Raw genomic sequence first — 19,977 nt, 5'->3', positions numbered from 1 at the left:
CAAACCGATTCCGACGCCCCGCAAGGGTTGCGCCAGGATTGCCGCCTGAAACGACGCCCACCCCGCATCCGGGACCGGCGAATCAGGGGCACCAAACATCGGGCACATTTTGTCGCACGGAATCCTTGACCGCGTGGGTGGGAACCCCTTACCCTAGACAGCGAGTCTTGAACGCCCGACCGCCCATTTGAGATCTTTCTCGAGGCCGACATGAGCAACGATTCGCAATCCTCTCGTCACGACCACCCGCTGACGACTAGTCCCATCGAGTCCCTGACCCGTTCGGTACGCAAGCGACTGTGGCTGGCCTCGGTCGTCCAGGGTGTGACGTCGGGGCTGTTGATCGGAATCGCGGCCGCACTCGTGTTTGCCTTGGCACGGGCGATCCTGGCACCGGCCACCCACTGGGGATGGGCCGTTGCGATTTCACTGCTGGGCGGTGCAATCGGGCTGCTTTTGGGCGCTTCGCGAATCCGCAGCGCCCAGTCGGCGGCGCGAATGATCGACGAGCACTTCAATCTAAAAGACCGGTCGATCACCACGCTGGAATTCCTCGCCGCGGCCGACCAGTCGTCTGCCGACAACCAGACCGCCAAACGGCTGCAGATCGAAGAGGCCAACGCACACCTGGAAAAGATCGATGCCCACCAGTGCGTTCCGATCCAATCCTGGAAACGGCCACTGCGATGGGCCGCAGGATTAGCCGCCGGTTTAACCCTCGTCCTCGCTCTGACCGGCAGCGGGTTGCCCGAAGTGGACGCCAACCCCGTGCTGGCGCTAGCGACCGAGCAATCGATGACGCTTCGCGAAACGATGCTGACCGAATTGGAAGAACTGGCCAAGGAACACGAAGACCCCGAGATCGAGAAACTGCTGGAGGAGCTTCGCGAAAAGGTCGACGAGCTGGAGTCCGAAACGATGGATGAAAGCGACCTGATGGCCTCGCTCTCTGAAATGGAACAGGCCCTGGCCGAAGCCCGCGAGGCGATGCAGTTGGAAATGACCGACGCAACCATGCAAGCCCTGGCGGCCGCCATCAAACCGTCCGATCAACTTCAACAAGCCGCCAAAGCGCTCCAGTCGCAAGACTATGAAAAGGCCAGCGAAGAATTGGAATCGGTCGACCCGTCCAAAATCGGCGACAAACAACGCCGCGCCGTCGCCGACAACCTTAAAAAAATGGTCGCGAAACTTAGCCCCGGAAAAAACGGCCAGCTCAGCGAGTCGATCGCCCAACTCGCCGAAGGGCTGAGCAGCAAGAACATGAAGGAATGCAAAGCGTGCCTGTCCAAACTGGCCGGTGAGTGCAAGAAACAAGGACAGTGCAAAAAGATCGGTCAGTGCATGTCGTGCCAACTCAATCGACTCTCCCAATGCAAAGGCCAGTGCCGCAGCCAGTGCCAATCGAAAATCGCCAAAAAGTCCAACAGCCCCAGCACCAAAGCCGGCATGGCCTCCAGCGGTCAACCGCTCGGTGACAAAGCGACCAACATCAACAGCACCCGCAAAGAAGAACAACTGACGGGGGTTCAAGGCGAAGGGGCCAGCGAGACCGAAATCACGCAAGCACCCGAAGGGGAACAAAACGCAGTTCGAGCGTATGCCGGAAAGTACAACGATTTCCGCCGCCAAGCCGAAGCCGTCCTCGATTCCGAACCGCTGCCGATGGGCGTCCGGGAAACCGTGCGAACCTACTTCGAAGCCATTCGCCCCAACAGCGAAGAGGCCGCGGCGACTGCCGAAGCAACCAGCTCCCCGTAGCTAGCGACCAGGACGAACGCGTGGCATCCCAACGCGAATGGTTCGGCCGAACTTGCTGACGCTTAAAACGCGGCCGAAATCGATCAAGTCCGCGAGCTCCTGCGGATCGCGTGACTCCTGAACGATCCACTCGGTCATCATCGCCCCGGTGGTTTGCACGTCGCACTCCGGATTACCGACCTGGGCCAGAAACGTCTTCCGCACCTCACTCAAATCCGTGTTTGGACCGTGCATCAAGATGATCCGAATCTCCGACTCCCTCGGCCCGCCCATCGCACCCCGTTGATCCGCGTTCATTCGCGATGAGGGCGATTGGAACGCCGGCGGGCTCCAACCCGGCCCCCGCATCCTGGCCAGCGATTCTTCGTGGCGGCGCGAGATCTCGGCGTCCCGATACGACTTGACGGATCCACCGATGATCATCAACACGGTCAACAGAGACATCTGCAACAGGTAGCCGGCGGCGGCCACACGGACGATGCCGATCTGTTTCCACAGGAACACGATCAGGGCGCTGATGCAGAGAAAGACCACCAGTGACCCGACGATCGCGCCGACGCTGGACGGATCGAATCCCGAAAAGTCCAAGTTCTCGTTGCGATTGGCGCGCCGCGCGATCCGCAACCCCGCTTTCGCACCGACGGCCAAGATCAACAACAAGACGCCGCCGGCCCCCAGCCCCGCCATTTGAGCGCCGATGCCCTGGGAGACTTTCTGGACGAGATGGTATCGCGGAAGAAACGTGGCCCCCGCGATCATCAAGCCCACCGGCAACTCGATCGCACAGAAGACCAGCAACGGAGGAAAGAAGACGCAAGAGAGCAAGGCGACAACGTTGATCGCGACGATCGCCGTGACGATCTTATGATTTCCGATCCAACCCAATAGCTTCGTCGCGACCGTTCCGCCCGAAGAGCTGCGACGCGATTGCGCGGAAAACCGGGCCGGCGTGGGTCCCGCAGCCGAAGGCACATCGAGTTGCCCCAAGTCGACCGACGCAGCATCGGACGGACCAGGCGGCAACGAAGCAAAGTCCACGTCCGGCGGTGCCGCCACCGGCGCGGATCTCCCGCTTTTCGGGGGCGATGCAGGCCGGCTCGTTACCGCCGGTTGCCCCCGCGCGGGCAATGCGACCTGCGTGTTGCACTTCGGACAGGCGACCCGAGCCGGCTTGTCCAACAGTTTGACAGACAGCTTCGTTTGGCAACCGGGGCAGGCGACGACGGTCGATTGCGGAATCGGCGTTTTCGTGGGTCGTGTCACCGCGGCGGGGGCTTGTGCCGGAACGCCCTGTGCCGGAATGCGTTGTGCCGGAACCACACAGTAGGACTGGCACTTAGGACACTGAACCTGTCGTCCGACCGATGCGGAATCGACCGCCAAAGTCTGCGCGCACATTCCGCAGGGAAACTTGATTCGGCCAGTCACATCCACTCCCCGGCATCGAGAAAAGGCAATCGACAAGAATACGTGACAAGTGAACAGCCTTGTCAGTCTATCGCCTTTGATCGACTCGAGGGGCGACAAGTTCCGTCAATCACCCCTGCATCGACCAAGAAAGCAGGCAGGGTGCCCCAGGAAGAACCACGATCAACAACTCCGTGCGTCTAACCTCCCACCATCCTCCTGCCCCACCATCCTCCTGCCCCACCATCCTCCTGCCCCACCATCATTCTGCCCCACCATCATTCTGCCCCACCATCATTCTGCCCCACCATCATTCTGCCCCCATCGTCTTGCCCCCATCGTCTTGCCCCCATCGTCTTGCCCCCATCGTCTTGCCCCCATCGTCTTGCCCCCATCGTCTTGCCCCCATCACACTGCCCCAACCTCCACCCCCAACAGCCCCTTCGCCTGGCTCGTCATCTTCGACGTAGTAGGTGAAACGTTGACCCACTGGGCATTCTCGGGGAACCAGTCAGCCTCGATGTTGGTGGCCACGACGTTGACCAGTTCCTGTGCGGCGGCGAGTTTCTTGGCGACGGCCGGCGAGAGGTTGCCACTGTAAATGGCCATCCCGTCGACCCTGATGCCGCGGGGGCCGAACAGGTCAAAAGCGGGAGAGAATCCGGCCTGCCAAGGATCACAGGACGTGGATGCCAAGACGAGGTTGCAATCCAGCGTCCCGCCGGGGATTGCCCCGGCACATTGAAACTCCGCCGCCCCGTCCTCGGGCGCGCCAGAAAATGGCGCGATCGCCACGTCCTTCAAGACGCCGTCGGATTCCATTCCCGAGGCCGAGACACAGACCGAGTGCATCTGGACCGGCGCCCCGCGCAACGCTTCGAGCGCCCAGTCACGATCCGCCATCGCCTTTCCGATGCCCGCGTCCAACGCCGCCACTTCGACGCCGGTCAATCGAGTCAGTGCGTCGATCAAATGCAATCCTCGCGTCGTCCCGGTGAAGCCCGATCCGTACAGCAGGATATCCCCGTCACGTGCCAATGAAGCACCGATGATGCGCAGCGACGAAGCATGGTCGAGTGCCAAATCGGCGCGATCGATCGAGCGTTCTCCCAATCGCAGTGCACCATCACAGCCATCGGAAATCAAGAAGATCGCGTCAAGTTCGGCCTGATCGGCCAGCGCCTCGGCCATCTGTTTGATCCCGTCGTGCTTCGGGTCCAAGTAGACGATTTCCAGCGGTTGGCCGTTGGCCACCAAATCGTCGACCCGCGATTCATGTTCCCCGACGCTTAAATCGACAAACGCAAACTGGCGGGGACAAAGCCCGGCAGTTCCGAGCGAGTTTTCCTTTTTGCGTCCGTACCAGGAAACCGTCTGCGTCTTCGGGGTCGGTCGGCTGGCCGAATCGCGACGGATCGACTCACGTGCATCGTGGGCGCCATCCATGGCGATGTAATCGGCGACGTCGGCATCGATCAAGACGCGATCTTCGACGGAATCGGAAACACGACGACGCGGAGGAAGGTTGGAGCGCTGGGTGGGAGTCATTGTGGTGGCCGGCTCCGTGGCTGGCGACGCTTGGAACGCCCGCAGCTCACGAAGACTTGAGGGAGGATGAATCGCAAGTCACGTTGCACCCGAAACGCGTACCCGACGCGTAACACGTGACCTTCGTCCCTACCGTTAACGGCCGAGGGCAAACCCTCACCGAAGCGAAACCCGAGGGTTTTCCCTCGGCCGTCGATAAGCTCTTCCGATCAGGCTGACACTTGCGCTATTAGCGATGATGACGATGAAAGCGTCGCCGGGAGAGGACAGAAAAATGGCGGGCAGAAAAATGAACCAGACCGAAGGCAGAATGATTCGGGGCAGAATGATGGTTTGGATGCTGCTCGGGGCTTGATCATTCTGCCCCGGATCATTCTGTCTTTCTGCTTGATCGACCGAGCGTCCGCCAGACGTAGATGAGAGTACCCGGGACCGGACTCGAACCGGTACAGCCGCATTTGGCCGGGGGATTTTAAATCCCCTGTGTCTGCCAATTCCACCACCCGGGCATCAGGCGTGCGGAAAGTTTAACCGCCCGCGGCCGAGTTTGACCAGGGATCGGAAAGAGAATCAGTCCGTTTGACAACGCCCTGCGTTTTCCGGTTCGCGGCAATTACGGGACCGGTCCGAATTCAACATCAAAAAACCCGAAATCAGGAACGAACATGTGCCAGGCTTGGATCAGCCACATCGCCAATAGCAAAAGAAGTACGATCCCTCCAAGCACGCTCCACCACACCCGCAACATCTGCCGAGGCGGTGGGCCGTCGTCCTCAGGCGGCTGGTAGGGATTCATCACAATCATTCCCAAAAGGAATAACGCCGCTGCGCAGACTACTTTCTTGGCTTCAGTCCGTTTCGCGTCGCAACCGCGGTGGTCGGATCGTCCGGCCAATGGTGTTTGCCATAACGGCGTTTTAATTCTTTGCGGACTTCGACATACGTCGTCTTCCAAAAACTTTCCAAGTCGTCGGTGATCTGCTGGGGACGGTGATTGGGGCCGAGCAAATGCAGCTGTAACGGGACCGATCCGCCGGCGATCCGCGGCGTCGCGGCCCAGCCGTAAACCTCCTGGATCCGCACCGCCAACGTCGGCGTTTTGCCCGGCGGGTAGGCGAGTCGGATGCGGTTGCCACTGGGAACCACCAGCGATTCGGGAGCCTGCTGGTCGAACCACTGCAATTGCTCGTAGCTGAGCAACCCCTTGAGATGGTCGATCCACGGCGCACGGGCCAATTCGCTGAATGTCGTTCGACCGCGACAGAGCTCTCGCAGCACCGTTTCGAGTGCTTGATCAATCGACATCGGCAAGGGCGACGCCTCGCAATGTTCACATAAAAAACGCCAGCGCGCGATGATACTCTCCAGCGGCTTGTCTTTGCCAGGCAGGATCGAATCCAGGTTCGACTTCGCATGCTGAAACAACAACTCGGTCGTTTCGTCGTCACTGTTGCACGGTGCGGTCGATTCGCTGATCAGCAGATCCAAAAAATACGTCCGGTCCCGTGCGACCACCGCTTTCAAACTGGGATGAAAGAATCGTTCGCGTCTTGATTCGATCAGCTCTTTGGGCAACCAGGCTTCGTCAACCGCCGAGGCAAGCCGCACCAGCGATTCTTCACCTTTGCCATCCACGCTGACGCAAACAAACAATTCGGCACTGCGAACCGCTGACGAACGATCCAGTTTGACGCCGCGCCCGCCGACCATCACCCCGGATTCCGATCCCGGCGCGCGACGCTTGGCCAACCGATCGGGAAAAGCGGCCAACAACGACCGCGAAATCGCCTCCTCGGTCGGCGGCCGATCGCCCGCGCCGGTTCGATCGGTTGTAACAGTTTGGTCGGGCGTGTCGCGCAACGACTTGCCGAGTGTCTCGGCGACACGCTTGATATTCTTAGCACCCGCCGGATGGATGCCGGGATCAGGCGTCCCATCAATGTGACGCTGCAGACGAACAACGCGATGGATCAAATCACTTTGCAGGCCTTCGTGGTGCGCATCAAACCCCAACGACCGCTCAAACGGGTCACGCTCGGACAACAGCGCCGCGGCGACCGACGCAGACGCCACACAGTCGTATTGTTTCGCCGCCAGCATCAGACGCGACAATCGCGGATGCAACGGCAATCGATTCATCTCCTCGCCCAGCGACGTAATCGCGAGCGACCGGTCGATTGCACCGAGTTGAACAAGCAGATCGACGGCCGCGGCGACTGCATGCTCGGTCGGCGATGTCACCCATGGAAATTCAAAGACATCCCGCTCGCCCCACGATGCCAACATCAACAACGCCGATGAAAGATCGGCGGTTGCGACTTCCGGCGGTGTGTGATCCGGCCGACTGCGATGCATCGCCGACGGCCAGAGGCGAAAGCACACACCGGGTGCGGTCCGGCCAGCACGCCCGGCACGCTGGTCGGCAGAGGCTTTGGAGATCGGCTGCAGACGCAAACTGGGAATTCCGACCGAGGTGTCGTATTGCATCGCCCGAGCGAGCCCGCTGTCGACGACGCAGGTGATGCCCGGAATCGTGATCGACGTCTCGGCGACGTTGGTCGCCAGCACGACCTTGCGTTGATCCGATGACGCCAGCACGGCATCCTGGTCGGCCGGCGACAGATCGCCATAGAGTTTACGTACCTGAACACCCTGTTTTTGCGTCAGGCCTTCGACCAGGTTCGCCACTTGATGAATCTCGCCGACGCCCGGCAGAAACACCAGCACATCGCCGTCGCGACTTTGCAGTGCGTCGGGAATCCGAGCAGCAACGGATTGTGCAATGGCACCACGAGTGTTCGACGGGCGAGTGAGGGATTCGTCGTAACGGATGTCGACATCGTACGCGCGGCCGTGGCTTTCGATCACCACCGCATCGGGCATCAATCGTTCCACCGGTTGAGTGTCCAAGGTCGCACTCATCACAATCAGCCGCAATTCGGGCCGCAACGTGGTGCGGACCCGATGCAGCATGCCCAAGGCGAGATCGACTTCCAGAGACCGTTCGTGGAATTCGTCCACGATGACACAGCCGACGTCTTCCAACAGCGGATCGCGGGTCAATTGACGAAGCAGGATCCCGGTCGTCATCGAAACGACTTTGGTCTGCGGTGACACCTTGCGGTCGAATCGGACGTGGTAACCGTACGCCTGGCCGATCGGCTGACCGGCCAGCCGGCTCAAACGGTGCGCGGCGGCACGGGCGGCGATCCGCCGCGGCTGCAATAGAATCACCTGACCTTCGGGTAGACAATCGCCGTTGACCAGCGTGGGGGGAACGCCCGTCGTTTTCCCGGCCCCGGGTGGGGCGCGCAAGATCACGGGGCGTTCGGCGCCGACGGCCGCAATCACTGCTTCAAGACAATCCTCAATCGGCAATCGGTCAGGCATCGTTTTCCCACGCAGAACAAGACGGACGCATGGATGATACGCGAAGTGGAGCCTTCCGGTCGATCCGCCCCGATCACGATGCGGGGGAGAGGATCTGGTCAAAAAATTTACTGGTCAAAAAATGGAGAGCCGCTCAATCGAGCACGGTTCCACATCTTTTGACCAACCCATCTTTTGACCAACCGCCCGATTCACTTTTGCCCACTCGCTCGGCGTTGTTCCAACAGCATCTGTTCAAGCGACGAAACCGGGCGCAACGGCGTGACGCCTTGATCGTCCAGCAAGGGCGCAACGGTACCTTGATTGCCGGCTTGTAGCGCGATTCGAACGACGTCCAACGTTCCGCCGGTGAATTGGTCTCCCGGCGGGATCTCGAACCGGCCCAAGCCGCGGCCTTGAAAGTGACTGTCTTCGATCACGTTGGGGCTTTTCCCGGTGCGGTCGATGGCAACTGATTGCAACCGCCATTCGTGGACGGTCAATTCGTAGCGTGGTGACGGGCCGATCGATGTGGAGACCTGGCGGGTGATCTGCGATCCGTCGGGGGCGTAGGTCAGAACGTGCCGGACCAGATCGGCGCCGGCGTCACGGTGAACGACCAACAGTTCGCTTGCCCCCGGCGCGATCCGGATTCGTTTTGATTGATCAGGCGCGACGCGGTCGGTCACCGTCACACGGACTTCTCGCTGGGCGGAATTCATCAGGTTCGCCGTGACCGGCGGTAACGGTTGCCGTGGGACAATTTGTGAATCGACCACGATGGATTGCATCAGCGGTTGGGCATAGCGGCGGGGCCCGAACGCGGGCCCCCATCCCCACGGCCCGACGCTGAGCGTTGTGCCAAAACTGTGCCAGCCGTAACCGAACGCGGGATAGCCGTAGGGGCTGACGAAGTACGGAGGGATGAAGGCCCAACCGTGACGATGGTGGTGTCGCGGTGGACGGCCCGGTCGGCGGCCGACCGGGCGCACGCTGCGTCGCGAGAAAACGTAGCGGGGAAGCACGTGGTCCAAATCGGCGACCTGCAACAACCCGAGGCCAGAACGCGGAAATCGAACGACGCGGTTGACCGGCGGCAACCAGTATCCGGCATAGCGGCCGTCAAACGAATCGAACGACCGATCGCGCTGAAACAGGTACTGCCGTCCGTCGGCGTCGTTGACCACCATCTGTCCGTGACGCATGTAAACGTCCGCCGTGATCACGCCCGAGGGCTCGACGAGTTGATAGTCCTGTGCCGGGCAAGGAACGGCAGCCCAAGTGCCGGCGACGCATAGAATCAAAAGCAACAAACGCATACCAGAACCTCCTCGGACGAGTCTCACTTTAGTCTACCGCCTTTTCCGAGGGCGCAATGGCCTTTTCCGGGCCGTCGCCCGTGGGGCACAACGCGACGACCTAGAAAGGACGTCGTACGGGTACGATGGCCCTTCCGGGCCGTCGTCAGTTGGACGGTCCGTTGAACTCGCCGAAAAGCTGTTCGAAACGGATGGCACGGGCATGGTGAGCCGACGGCGCTAGCCGCGGGCTTGATACGCTTTAACACGGCGGCAAGGCCCGAGGCTAGCGCCTACGGCTCAGCGTATTGGCTTATGCCCGTGCCATTCGTGCTTGACACCTTATTTCCGCGATCGAAGCACTTGATCTCCATAGACTTCCACCAGTGCGTCAGCCACGAACGTCGCAATCACCCCACTGCCTCGGGGATTGCTGTGAATCCCGTCATCGCTGAGCTGGGCGTCCTTGAACCACATCCCCGGCGGTGCCGCCGGGCTCATCAAAACAATGTGGCGCAGCCACCGATCATCGACCAGCTGCAGGTCAAATTCGTAGGCAAGCTCGCGCTCCAAACTGGCGTACGGATCGATCATGAACCCCCGCGGGATCTCCATCAAGATGGGTTCACAATCGTTGGTGCGACAGAGCGTGATCATTTTCACCAGATTGGCCTTCGTGCTCGCGCGGCTGTGAAACTTCAGAAAATCATGGCCGCCGAGTTCGATAATGACGGCTTGCGGACGGTGCACCATCGCACGCTCCAGGATCCCGATCGCCGGTCCGGTCGCGATCCCCGAGGCACCAAGATTGATGACCGTCGGACGCACCATGGTTGCGAGTTGTCCCGGGTAACCCGGATCGGGGATCATCCCTTGAGTCAGACTGTCGCCGATGCAGACGATCGGGCGTTCCGGATCGTATCCCACTTCATGATTGCAGGTCGCCGAACGGCGATATTCAACGAACATCAGCCCCCACAGGATTGCCAGCATGACTGGCGAGAGCCAGCGATAGCGGAGCGTGATCTCGGGCCGTGACCGGGATCGAAATCGCCAAACTGCAATCGCCACCATCGCCACCGCCAACAACATCATCGCGGGAGTCCGCGGGACCAGCCGGATCGCGAGGATCAACGTGCAGGCGAACAGTGGCCAATAGCCGGGCGATCCCTTCATCACAGCGAGCGTGTGCCAGAGGATCCAAGCGGCAATCATCCAAGGCAACCAGTGCGGGAAACAAAGCAGACTGGCGACAATGACCAGGCAAATCCCCAATGTTCGAAAGATTCGGCGAAAGACGCCGGTTGTTGCCTGTGATATCGCGTCGTCGGGCATAAAATGGTGGTTCCACTCTCAGGATGGACTGCAGCGTCCCGAGTATTGTAGCTTTCCCCCAATCTCGTATTCCCGAGCTCGCATTCCCACTTCTCGCCTCCCCTACCGTCGGCCATTCGGCTGGCCCCGCCCCATGCTTCGATTCCAGATCACCACGCTGACTCTGCTGGTCGCCAACGCGATATTCGCCCAGCCGGATTGCAACGCAGCCGACCGACCGATTCGATTCAATCGCGATGTCCGCGCGATCCTGAGCGACAAGTGTTTCGCCTGTCACGGCCCCGACGCTCAGACCGTCGAGGGGGGATTGCGGCTGGACCTGCCCGATGAAGCGACCGATCCGTCGATGGGCGCGATCGTTCCCGGGTCTCCGGAGGAGAGCGAAGTGGTGCGTCGGATTCTTTCGACCGATGAAGACGAAGTGATGCCGCCGGCTTCGTCCCACAAGAGCCTGACCGAAGCTGAACGCGAGATCCTGGTTCGATGGATCGCCGAAGGTGCCCCGTACGAAGCCCATTGGGCGTACGAACCGATGCGTGAAATTGACGGCGACGGCGTCGGTCACAGTGCGACGAAAACCATCGACCGAGTGATTTCGGCGCGACTGGCCGACGAAGGCATCCGGCCGACCGAGCGAGCCGATCGGATCACCCTGATCCGACGCCTGTCGTTTGATTTGACGGGCATCCCACCGACGGCCGAGGAGGTCCAAGCGTTTCTGGACGACGAATCGACCGATGCCTATGCCGATCTGGTCGACCGACTGCTCAATTCACCCCGCTTCGGCGAACGGATGGCGATCTATTGGTTGGACCTGGTGCGTTACGCCGACACTGTCGGGTACCACGGCGACCAAAACGTTTCTCAATCGCCCTATCGCGACTACGTGATCAACGCGTTCAACGACAACATGCCGTACGACCGGTTTGTCCGCGAACAGATCGCCGGTGACTTGCTGCCCGACGCGACACTCGATCAACAGGTCGCATCGGGTTACAACCGACTGAACCAAACGACCGAAGAGGGCGGTTCGCAGGCAAAAGAATACTTGGCGATCTACTTTGCCGACCGCGTTCGAAACGTCTCGCAAGTCTTCATGGGCGCGACGGTGGGATGTGCCCAGTGTCACGACCACAAGTATGACCCGTACACCGCGCGCGACTTCTATTCGCTCGGCGCGTTCTTTGCCGATCTGGACGAACGCGGCGTTTACGGGGCACGCAGTCGCCCGCCAATGATCCGCGTTCCCGGCGAAAAATTGCAAGCCGAACTGGAGGCGATGGACCGCGAAATCGAGACGATGAAAGCGGGGATCGAGCCGCTGCGTCAATCGTTGATCGCGGACCAGGACCAGTGGGAATCCACCGTGATCGACCGCCTGGACGATCACCAAGAAGTTGAAACGTTTTGGATCGACGATGAATTGTCATTGGAGGCAAGGAAGAGCGGAGAGTGGAATTTTGTCGCGAAGGACTCCGATCCCGTCCACCGCGGCGATCGTTCCCGCAAACAACAAAGCGACGCCCTGACACAACACCTGTTCGACGGTGCGAAAAAACCGTTCGTCGCTGCCAAGGACACACGTTTCTTTTGCTGGGTCTATCTGGACCCCAAGAATCCCCCTTCGGCCGTCATGCTGCAATTCAACGATGGCAATTGGAACCACCGCAAGGTCTGGGGCAGCGATGACATCCCCTATGGATTGAAGAAGGAAAGCGACGCCGCCTATCGCCGCGGTGGAGACCTGCCCGCGACGGGCCAGTGGGTGCGTTTGGAGGCGACCGCGGAGGAGGTCGGACTGGCCGAGGGCGCGAAGGTGGGCGGCATGGCGTTCACGCAATTCGGCGGTCTGGTCCACTGGGATGAAGCCGGCGTGGTCACCGCCGGCGGCATTCCGCCCCAGGTGGCCGAAGCGCTCCGAATCGAAAAAGACGAACGCAGCGACCAACAGCAACGGGCAATCAGCGAATACTACGTGGCCGAATCCGAACAGATGAAGGCGCACGTGGAGCGGATTCGGCAGCGGGAATCCGAACGCAAGGCGAAGTACGAAACCGCACCGGAGACCGTCGTCTCACGCAGCGTCACTCCGCGAACGATCCGCGTTTTGCCCCGCGGCAACTGGATGGATGACTCCGGCGAAGTGGTGGCTCCGGCGATCCCCGCGTTTTTGGGCGAACTGGAAACAGACGACGCGCGAGCGACGCGGCTGGATTTGGCGAACTGGTTGTGCCGCGACGACAATCCGCTGACCGCGCGGACGATGGTCAATCGTTTGTGGAGCTTGTTGTTCGGTCGCGGCATCTGCGCCAGCGTGGATGATTTCGGCGGCCAGGGGACTTATCCGTCCTATCCGGATTTGTTGGACGCATTGGCGATCGAGTTTGTCCGGTCGGGCTGGGACATCAAACACATGATGCGGTCGATCGTGAACAGCCAGACGTACCAGCGTTCGTCGACGCCGACCGACACATTGCGACAACAAGACCCGTACAACGATCTGTTCGCCCGGCAAGGACGATTCACGGTCGATGCGGAAGTCGTCCGCGACGGCGCGCTGGCGATCAGCGGGCTGTTGGTCGAAAGCATCGGTGGTCCGAGTGCTCACCCCTACCAACCGGCCGGCTACTACGCCCAATTGAACTTCCCGCGACGCGAATACGCCGCCGACCAAGGGGCCAACCAATACCGACGCGGGCTGTACACGCACTGGCAACGCACGTTCTTGCACCCGATGTTGAAAGCCTTTGATGCGCCCAGCCGCGAAGAATGCACGGCCAAGCGGGCCCGTTCGAACACGCCGCTGCAAGCGTTGGTGCTGTTGAACGATCCGACGTTCGTCGAAGCGGCGCGAGTGTTTGCCGAGCGGATCATGCGTGAAGGCGGCTCCGACGTCGACCAGCGTCTGCGTTGGGCTTACCGCAGTGCCGTGTCGCGTCCGGCCGAACCTCGTATTGCCGAACAACTGGCGGCTATTTTTGAAAGCCACCTGACACACTATCGATCCAACCGCGACCAAGCAGAACAACTGGTCGCCCACGGTGATGCGGCGATCGCCGACGACCTGGATGCGGCCGAACTGGCCGCCTGGACCAGCGTTGCCCGCGTGATTTTGAATCTCCATGAAACCATTACGCGCTACTGAACACGCGATGAATCTTGAAACTGCGATGAATTCTGAACACGACCTACTCGGGCGTCGACTCGCTCGCCGCACCTTCCTGCGCCGCACGGGGCTTGGATCGATCGCTCTGGCGTCGTTGCTGAAGTCGGATTTCGCCGGCACAGCCACTGCCGCCACCGCTAGCGTTGCTTCGACCGGCCCGTCCGGGACCCGTGCGATGGAAGGCATGCTCGCCTCGCCGCATCATCAGCCACGCATCAAACGCGTCATCCATTTGTGCATGGCCGGCGGCCCCAGCCATCTGGAGACGTTCGATTACAAACCGGTGTTGGCGGAGATGGACGGCAAACCGATGCCGGATTCGATCACCGCAGGCCAACCGATCGCCCAGTTGCAGGGAAAAGAGCTGAAGGTGATGGGGCCACAGCACAAGTTCGCCGCTTGTGGCGACAGCGGGCAAATGATCTCCGACGTCTTCCCGCATATCCGCTCCTTGGCAGACGAAATGTGCATCGTCAAATCGATGCACACCGAGCAAATCAATCACGATCCGGCACACACGTTCTTCAACACCGGAACGGCCATCAGCGGTCGGCCTTCGATGGGGTCGTGGGTGCTGTACGGTTTGGGCAGCGAAACGCAGGACCTGCCGGGGTTCATCGTGTTGACCAGCGAAGGCGGGGGACAAAGCCAACCGATCAGCTCGCGACAATGGCACTCGGGTTTTCTGCCCAGTCGTTACCAAGGTGTCCAGATGCACGCCAGCGGAAATCCGGTGCATTATGTCGGCAACCCCAGCGGCGTCGGCCGCGATCAACAGCGTCAGATCGTCGACGCGGTGGCGCAGATCAATCGGATCCGCAACGAGGAACGGAACGATCCCGAGATCGCGACGCGATTGGCGGCCTATGAGATGGCGTTTCGCATGCAGGCCTCGGTGCCCGAATTGACCGACATGTCGGGTGAACCGCAGCACATCATCGACAGCTACGGATGCACACCCGGCGACGGTTCGTTCGCCAGCAACTGTCTGCTCGCCCGCCGCTTGGCCGAACGTGGCGTGCGGTTCATCCAGCTGTACCATCGCGGCTGGGATCACCACGGCGGCGTCAAAGCGGGCGTGGCCAAGACGGCGGAATTGGTCGACCGGGGGACCGCGGCGCTGGTTCATGATCTGAAACAACGCGGCATGCTGGACGAAACCCTGATCGTCTGGGGCGGTGAATTCGGACGCACGCCGATGGCCCAGGGCAGCGGCCGTGACCACCACATCAAAGGATTCTCGATGTGGATGGCCGGCGGGGGAATCCGCCGCGGGACCAGCTACGGGGCGACCGACGAATTCGGGTACAACGCGGTGGAGAACAAGGTCCACGTCCGTGATTTCCATGCGACGATGCTGCACCTGTTGGGCATCGACCACAAACGATTGACGTTCAAGTTCCAGGGACTGGACTTTCGCCTGACCGGGGTCGAGGAAGCGGAAGTCGTGCACGAGTTGTTGGCTTGAAACGGCTTCCGAGACGCTTGACGAGCGGAAAGGGGTGATCGGTCAAAAAAAGATGCAGCCGAATGTGTCGTGTATCGCTTGATTGCGGTGGGACGCCGATGTTCGTTGGGTGACCTGATCGCTACCGAACCGCCGGGTGCCTGGGTCGTGCAACACATTTTTTAACCACCCCATTTTTGACCAGCATTTCCCGGTTTGCATGGTCGAGGTGCGCTCTGTTCGCTCCCGACGGAGATTCAGCTGAGCGCCCGCGTGTAGCTCAACAGGAACAGGCCCATGTGCAGGGGCAAGGTCCCGAGCGCGGCGTAGCGATAGCGGCGTTTCGAAAACAGCCCGACGATCGACAGGATCGTGCCGAGGACTGCGACCAAGGCACCGCCCGGGGGGAACCACCAGGCGCCCAGCCCCGCGAACACCAGCACGACGACCGCGGCGGCCGAGGCCCCCATGGCGGTGTACAGGAACGGCCCGAACTCCCCGTAGGCGGCTTCGCCCGAAAGCGTCAAAACCGGGTTTACAGCCGACGGTGGTTGCACGTCTGGCGGATCGACGCGGAAGGGAGAACCGGTTCGGACTGGCGCTGATGATTCGACTGGCGCTGATGATTCGGCCGGCGCTGATGAATCGGCCGGCGCTGCGGAAGCAGGACTGGATGCCGGATCGACCAGCTTGGCAACAAACGGGGTGTCCCCGGTTGCCTGCCGATCATCGTTCTGTACTGGCGTCGGCGCTGGCGGTGACAGTGGGTCGTCGTCGGATCGATTCATGAACGATGGTTGTGATGGTGCCGGCGTTGGAGTTTCCCGAACCGATACTGCGGCGGAGCGACTATTCTAATGGATCTTTCCGGCGGGCAGATAGCCATTGAGTTGACGTCCTGGACGATGCGCCGATATTAGATCTGTTGTGCTTTCCCGCCACCGCTTTGTTTCCAGCCGTACCACTGTTTATGAATGTTCCGCGTTGCAGGTTGCTGTTGTCTCGCCTGACAGTTCGAAACGGCCATGGCCGCAGGTGTTCGATTCGATCATTCGCCTGGATAATGGCCGGGCTGTTGGGTTGGTCCGGCGTGGACGTCGCTGCGGCGGATGTGAGTACGCCGCAGGCCCTGCCTCCGGAAATCGCCCAGGCGTCCGGGGAGGCGGCCGAAGCGATGGCGGCGATCCGCATTCCGGAAGGCTGGACGATCAGCCTGTGGGCGGCCGAACCCGATTTGGCCAACGTCGTCGCGTTTGACATCGATCGGCAAGGTCGTGTCTATGCCTGCGAGACGTTTCGCCAGAACCGCGGCGTGACGGACAATCGCGGGCACGACCAACAGTGGCTGATGGCTGACTTGGCGTCCAAAACGGTGCAAGATCGGATCGACTATCACAAGCGTCTGCTGGGTGAAGCGGCGGTCACGTACACCCAACACGACGATCGGGTCCGGCAACTGTCGGACACCGACGGCGACGGGCGGGCAGACAAGAGCGTGGTGCTGGCCAGCGGATTCAATCAGCTCGAAGAAGGCACCGGGGCCGGCGTGCTGGCGGTCGACGGCAACGTCTACTACACCTGCATCCCCAAACTGTGGAAGCTGGTCGATCAAGACGGCGACGGTCAGGCGGACGAACGTGTGGTGCTGTCGGATGGATATGGCGTCCGCGTCGCCTTTCGCGGCCATGACCTGCACGGGCTGATTCGCGGCTACGACGGGCGGCTGTACTTTACGATCGGCGACCGTGGCTATCACATTCGCACGGCCGAAGGAGAGGTCTTGAGCGATCCGGCCAGCGGCGCGGTTTTCCGCTGTGAGCTGGACGGAACCGGGCTAGAAATCTTCTCGAGTGGATTGCGCAATCCGCAAGAGATCGCGTTCAACGATCGCGGGGACTGGTTCACGGTCGACAACAACAGCGACAGCGGCGACCAGGCCCGGATCGTGCACGTGTTGCAAGACGGCGATACCGGTTGGCGGATGTATTACCAGTACCTCAGCGACCGCGGCCCCTTCAATCGGGAAAAGATCTGGGAGCCGCACAACGCCGACCAGCCGGCTTCGATCGTTCCCCCGGTCGCCAATTTCACCGACGGGCCGAGCGGATTGGCGTATTACCCGGGCACCGGTTTCGGCAGCGAGCTGGACGACACGTTTCTGATTTGTGATTTCCGCGGCGGCCCGAGCAACAGTGGAATCCGCTCTTTCAAAGTCCAGCCGGCCGGTGCGAGCTACAAATTGGTCGCCGACGACCAACCGATCTGGACCTGTCTGGCGACCGACGTCGCGTTCGGGCCCGACGGGGCGTTGTACGTCAGCGACTGGGTCGACGGCTGGGAAGGGCTGGGAAAGGCGCGGCTGTATCGCCTCCGCCATCGTGAATACGCCGACGATCCCGTCGTCGCGGAGGTCCAGAAACGGCTGGCGAGCGACTGGCGGGCGATGACGACCGAGACGCTGGTGGACATGCTCGGGCACGTCGATCGCCGGCTTCGGCTGGAAAGCCAATGGGAACTCGCCCGACGCGGCCAGGCCGACGCGCTCGGCACAGTCGCCGGCGATGCGGACGCGGCGTCCAAAGCACGCTTGCATGCCGCCTGGGGGCTGGGCCAAATCGCTCGCTCTAAAACCACGAACGACGATGCGAAAGCCAAGGCCCAGTCGGTCCTGACGAAGTTGATCGCCGACACGGACGATGACCTGAGTGCCGCGGCACTGGCGATCGTCGGCCAGCAGGGCTGGACCGATGCATCAACGACCGCCCGAGCCGCACTTGAGCGGGAAAACGCCAGGGTGCGCTATGCAGCCATCGACGCACTCGGACGACTGAAAGACGACTCGGCGATGGACGCCGTGTTGGCCAAGGCGACCGGCGGCGATGCCGCCGACCCGGCGATCCGCCACGCCGCCGCGATGTATTTGTCGCGGGCCGTCAAAGCCGATCGGGTCGCCGCGCTGGCCAAGCATCCCAACCCGTTGGCGCGTCTGTTGGGCGTCATCGCCCTGCGGCGACTTTCCAGCGGCGCGGTCGCCGGCTTTTTGAACGACTCCGACCGCCGCGTCGTCGTCGAAGCTGCGCGGGCGATTCACGATCAACCGATCCGGTTTGGAACCGCGGCGCTTGCCGAATTGATCCATCGACCGCTGGAATCAGATGCCTTGGCCCGACGCGTGTTGAACGCCAATTTTCGAATCGGCAGTTCCGAAGCGGCGATCGCGATCGCCAAGTATGCAACGCGATCCGAGGCCAGTGAAGCGATGCGAATCGAAGCCATCGAGATGCTCGGCCAATGGGGTGCACCGGATCCGCTGGATCGAGTGACCGGCGATTACCGACCGCTGGAAAAACGCGACGCAGGCCTAGCCGCGACCGCATTGGAACCACAAATCGATCTGTTGATGGTCGCACCAGAGAACGTTCGGTTGCGCGCGATCGAAGTCGCGGCGACGCTAGGGATCAAAAAGATCGCCGGCGCGTTGGTCGATCAAGTCGCCGATTCCACCCGCAGTTCCGAGGCGCGTGCTCGGGCGCTGGGCGCACTTGCTCGCCTCGACGCAGCGAGTGCCATCCGGCTGGCCGAATCGATAACGCCGGCCGATGCGCGCGGACCGCTGGGGCTGGCCGGTCTATCGGTGTTGGCCGATCACGCGGCGGAAAAATCGATCGATCGGTTCGTGGCGGCCACCTCCAATGCCGACACCCGGATGCGACAAAAGGCCTGGGACATCCTGGCCGATCAAAACACCCCCAAGGCCGATGCCGTTATCGGTCAGGCGATCGACCAGTACATCGACGGATCGCTCGATCCACGGGTGCAGCTGAATGTCATCGAGGCGGCCGAGGGGCACCTGGATGAACCCCGACAAAAACGGCTGGCCGAACATCGCGCCAAACTGGCCGAATCGGAACCGCTTGGCAAATGGTTGGACTCACTATCCGGAGGCGACCCGGACCGTGGGGCCCAGCTGTTCTTCGGAAAAACCGAGCTGTCCTGTGTCCGCTGCCACAAAGTCGATCGCGCCGGGGGGGAAGTCGGACCGAATTTGACGGTGATCGGCAAAGAACGCGACGCCCGTTATTTACTCGAAGCGATCTGCTTGCCCGATGCCAAGATCGCCAAAGGTTTCGAAACCGCCGTCATTATCGACCTGGACGGGCGGGTTCACAGCGGCATCGTGAAAAGTGAAACCGACGACGTGGTCGAACTGATCCTCGCCGACGGCAGCCAACAACGCATCCTGCAAGACGACATCGAAGTCCGCCGCAAAGGAAACTCGTCGATGCCGGCCGACCTGGTCAAACAAATGACGCCGCGTGAGCTGCGTGACCTGGTCGCCTACCTGGGCAGTTTGCAAGTCGACCCCAGGAGCGCAAGCGACGTGGAGTGAGCGACCTGCAGGGGCACAAAGCACACCAAGTGAAAATAAAATGCTCGCTGGAAGAGGTCGAGCGGTTTTTGACCTTGGACAGATAAGGCGTTGACGCGTTTCACTCTCCATGGCAGGAACCTCTCCTTGAGGTCGTGCGTTCGGGCAGGAGGTTTGGAGGAATCGAACAAGCCCACCGATGGCAGCGCGAACCCACGGATGTGATGCGGCCTGGGATCCGTGGGTTCGCGCTGCCATCCGTGGGCAATCGACTCCC

The 19,977-nt window shown here is 61.2% G+C and carries 11 protein-coding genes and 1 tRNA gene; 4 read left to right on the top strand and 8 right to left on the bottom strand.

The features are described 5' to 3' along the window. Positions 1–210 precede the first annotated feature (210 nt). On the top strand, positions 211–1,761 hold the full coding sequence (locus Mal15_RS27885; protein ID WP_233903075.1) for an Hsp70 family protein: 1,551 nt from the start codon (positions 211–213) through the stop codon (positions 1,759–1,761). Here the strand turns inward: Mal15_RS27885 and Mal15_RS27880 are convergent, their stop codons facing one another. The 7 genes from Mal15_RS27880 to Mal15_RS27850 all read right to left on the bottom strand — a co-directional run bounded on the left by Mal15_RS27880 (position 1,762) and on the right by Mal15_RS27850 (position 10,718). Beyond that, complete coding sequence (locus Mal15_RS27880; protein ID WP_147870755.1) at positions 1,762–3,159, bottom strand: hypothetical protein; 1,398 nt, start codon at positions 3,157–3,159, stop codon at positions 1,762–1,764. It lies immediately after the preceding gene. Positions 3,160–3,576: 417 nt separating this feature from the next. Continuing rightward, complete coding sequence (locus Mal15_RS27875) at positions 3,577–4,716, bottom strand: DUF4347 domain-containing protein (protein ID WP_147870754.1); 1,140 nt, start codon at positions 4,714–4,716, stop codon at positions 3,577–3,579. A gap of 423 nt (positions 4,717–5,139) precedes the next feature. Continuing rightward, positions 5,140–5,225: transfer RNA gene (locus Mal15_RS27870), tRNA-Leu, on the bottom strand. A gap of 104 nt (positions 5,226–5,329) precedes the next feature. Then, a complete protein-coding gene (locus tag Mal15_RS27865; RefSeq protein WP_147870753.1) occupies positions 5,330–5,512 on the bottom strand; it encodes a hypothetical protein in 183 nt (60 codons plus the stop codon). A 38-nt stretch (positions 5,513–5,550) separates the two neighbouring features. Then, positions 5,551–8,106, bottom strand: coding sequence for an ATP-dependent helicase HrpB (gene hrpB, locus Mal15_RS27860; protein WP_147870752.1), 2,556 nt, complete (start codon positions 8,104–8,106; stop codon positions 5,551–5,553). A 191-nt stretch (positions 8,107–8,297) separates the two neighbouring features. Further along, entirely contained in the window at positions 8,298–9,404 is a 1,107-nt protein-coding gene (locus Mal15_RS27855; protein ID WP_147870751.1) for a hypothetical protein, read from the bottom strand. Between the two features lie 321 nt (positions 9,405–9,725). Then, positions 9,726–10,718, bottom strand: coding sequence for a GDSL-type esterase/lipase family protein (locus tag Mal15_RS27850; RefSeq protein WP_147870750.1), 993 nt, complete (start codon positions 10,716–10,718; stop codon positions 9,726–9,728). A 133-nt stretch (positions 10,719–10,851) separates the two neighbouring features. On the opposite strand from Mal15_RS27850, the gene Mal15_RS27845 reads away from it, so the two are divergent. Continuing rightward, complete coding sequence (locus Mal15_RS27845) at positions 10,852–13,863, top strand: PSD1 and planctomycete cytochrome C domain-containing protein (RefSeq protein WP_147870749.1); 3,012 nt, start codon at positions 10,852–10,854, stop codon at positions 13,861–13,863. 25 nt (positions 13,864–13,888) lie between these two features. Continuing rightward, positions 13,889–15,352, top strand: a complete 1,464-nt coding sequence (locus Mal15_RS27840; protein ID WP_233903074.1) for a DUF1501 domain-containing protein — start codon at positions 13,889–13,891, stop codon at positions 15,350–15,352. A gap of 236 nt (positions 15,353–15,588) precedes the next feature. Here the strand turns inward: Mal15_RS27840 and Mal15_RS27835 are convergent, their stop codons facing one another. Further along, a complete protein-coding gene (locus Mal15_RS27835) occupies positions 15,589–16,119 on the bottom strand; it encodes a hypothetical protein (RefSeq protein ID WP_147870747.1) in 531 nt (176 codons plus the stop codon). A 275-nt stretch (positions 16,120–16,394) separates the two neighbouring features. Here Mal15_RS27835 and Mal15_RS27830 point away from each other — a divergent pair, with 275 nt between their 5' ends. Next, complete coding sequence (locus tag Mal15_RS27830; protein WP_167547093.1) at positions 16,395–19,721, top strand: PVC-type heme-binding CxxCH protein; 3,327 nt, start codon at positions 16,395–16,397, stop codon at positions 19,719–19,721. Positions 19,722–19,977: the final 256 nt, after the last annotated feature.

It is taken from the genome of Stieleria maiorica (assembly GCF_008035925.1).
GTDB lineage: Bacteria > Planctomycetota > Planctomycetia > Pirellulales > Pirellulaceae > Stieleria > Stieleria maiorica.
The sequence above is the reverse complement of the archived record's forward strand: the minus strand, read 5'-3'. Positions and strand labels throughout refer to the sequence as shown.